At 69.7% G+C, this 1,397-nt stretch carries 3 protein-coding genes; all 3 read left to right on the forward strand.

The genetic code is table 11. The features are described 5' to 3' along the window. The first annotated feature begins 89 nt into the window (after nt 1-89). On the forward strand, nt 90-578 hold the full coding sequence (locus E0504_RS47910) for a winged helix-turn-helix domain-containing protein (protein ID WP_112108512.1): 489 nt from the start codon (nt 90-92) through the stop codon (nt 576-578). Further along, a complete protein-coding gene (locus tag E0504_RS47915) occupies nt 542-1,165 on the forward strand; it encodes an IS630 family transposase (RefSeq protein WP_112108511.1) in 624 nt (207 codons plus the stop codon). The genes E0504_RS47910 and E0504_RS47915 overlap by 37 nt, the downstream gene beginning before the upstream one ends. Nucleotides 1,166-1,264: 99 nt before the next feature. Further along, nucleotides 1,265-1,397: transposase (locus tag E0504_RS47920; protein ID WP_131627871.1), on the forward strand; the 133-nt coding region annotated here is incomplete at its 3' end.

The following is a 1,397-nucleotide window of genomic DNA, read 5'->3' on the forward strand; positions in this document are numbered from 1 at the left end:
CGCTACCAGATCTTGAATGGTCGGGGTCTGTTTGATCACATCCGGTCTGTCCGGGTATGGCCTGACCGTGCTCAGGGCTTGCCGCTGGCATGAGGTATGCGGATGGTGGCGGGCTTACCGCGCAGGGTCGTGCCCGGCGGGAAGCGGTCCGGGCGCAGGCGGCGGACCTGTTCGCCGCAGGTGTCGCTCCGGTCGAGGTCGCCGAGCGGCTGCGGGTGAGTACGAAGTCGGCCTACCAGTGGAAACGGCGCTGGAAGGCCGGTGGCACGGCGGCGCTGGCGTCGCGGGGACCGAGCGGGGCGTCGTGCCGGCTATCGGACCGCCAGCTTGATCGGCTGCGCGGGGAACTGGACCTGGGTCCGGCCGCGCACGGCTGGCCCGACCAGCGCTGGACCCTGGCCCGGGTGACCCTGCTGATCGGCCGGCTGTTCCACACCCGCTACACCCTGCGCGGTACGTCGTATCTGCTGCACCGCCTGGGCTACAGCCCCCAGATTCCCGCCCGTCGCGCCGCCGAACGCGACGATCAGAAGGTCGCCGCGTGGCGCGCGGAGACCTGGGCGAAGGTACGAGGCTAGCGGCGACGACCGGCGCGTGGATCGTCTTCGAGGACGAAGCCGGGCAGAGCCTGCGCCCGCCCAAGGCCCGGACCTGGGCCCCGCGGGGACACACCCCGACCGTGCGGGTGTCGGGGAAGGGCTCGGGGCGGGTGTCGATGGCCGCTCTGGTCTGCTACCGGCCCGGCCAGCGGCCCCGGCTGTTCTACCGGGTGCTCACCCACCATGGCCGTAAGGGTGAGCGCCGCAGCTTCTCCGAGGACGACTACGCCACCCTGCTCGTCGCCGCGCACCACCAGCTGAACGCCCCGATCATCCTGTGCTGGGACAACCTCAACACCCACCACAGCGCCGCGATGCGCGTGTTCCTCACCCGCCACGCCCGCTGGCTGACCGTGGTGCCCCTGCCCGCCTACGCCCCGGATCTCAACCCCGTCGAAGGCGTATGGGCCCACGTCAAACGCGACCTGGGCAACCACGTCCGCGTCACCGTCGACCAGCTCACGGCCACGATCAAGACCCTGCTCAAGCGCATCCAGTACCGCCCCGACCTGATCGCCGGCTTCCTCGGCCAGACCGACCTGCCCCTCGACCCGGAACCCCCGTAGCCAGACCCTGACCATTCAAGCTCTGTAGAGGGTGTCTGAAAAGGGTCAGGATGGGTAGGGCAGGGGGTGTGTGAAGCCTCGGTGTGAGGGAGGCTGGTGATGGCCGAGCGGCGCGGGTATCCGACTGATCTGTCCGATGCCGAATGGGAGCTGATCGCTCCGTTGATTCCCGATCCCAAACCCGGTGGCCGGCCGCCGGCGCATGAACGCCGGGAAATCGTGAACGCGTTGG

Source organism: Parafrankia sp. BMG5.11, from assembly GCF_004337455.1.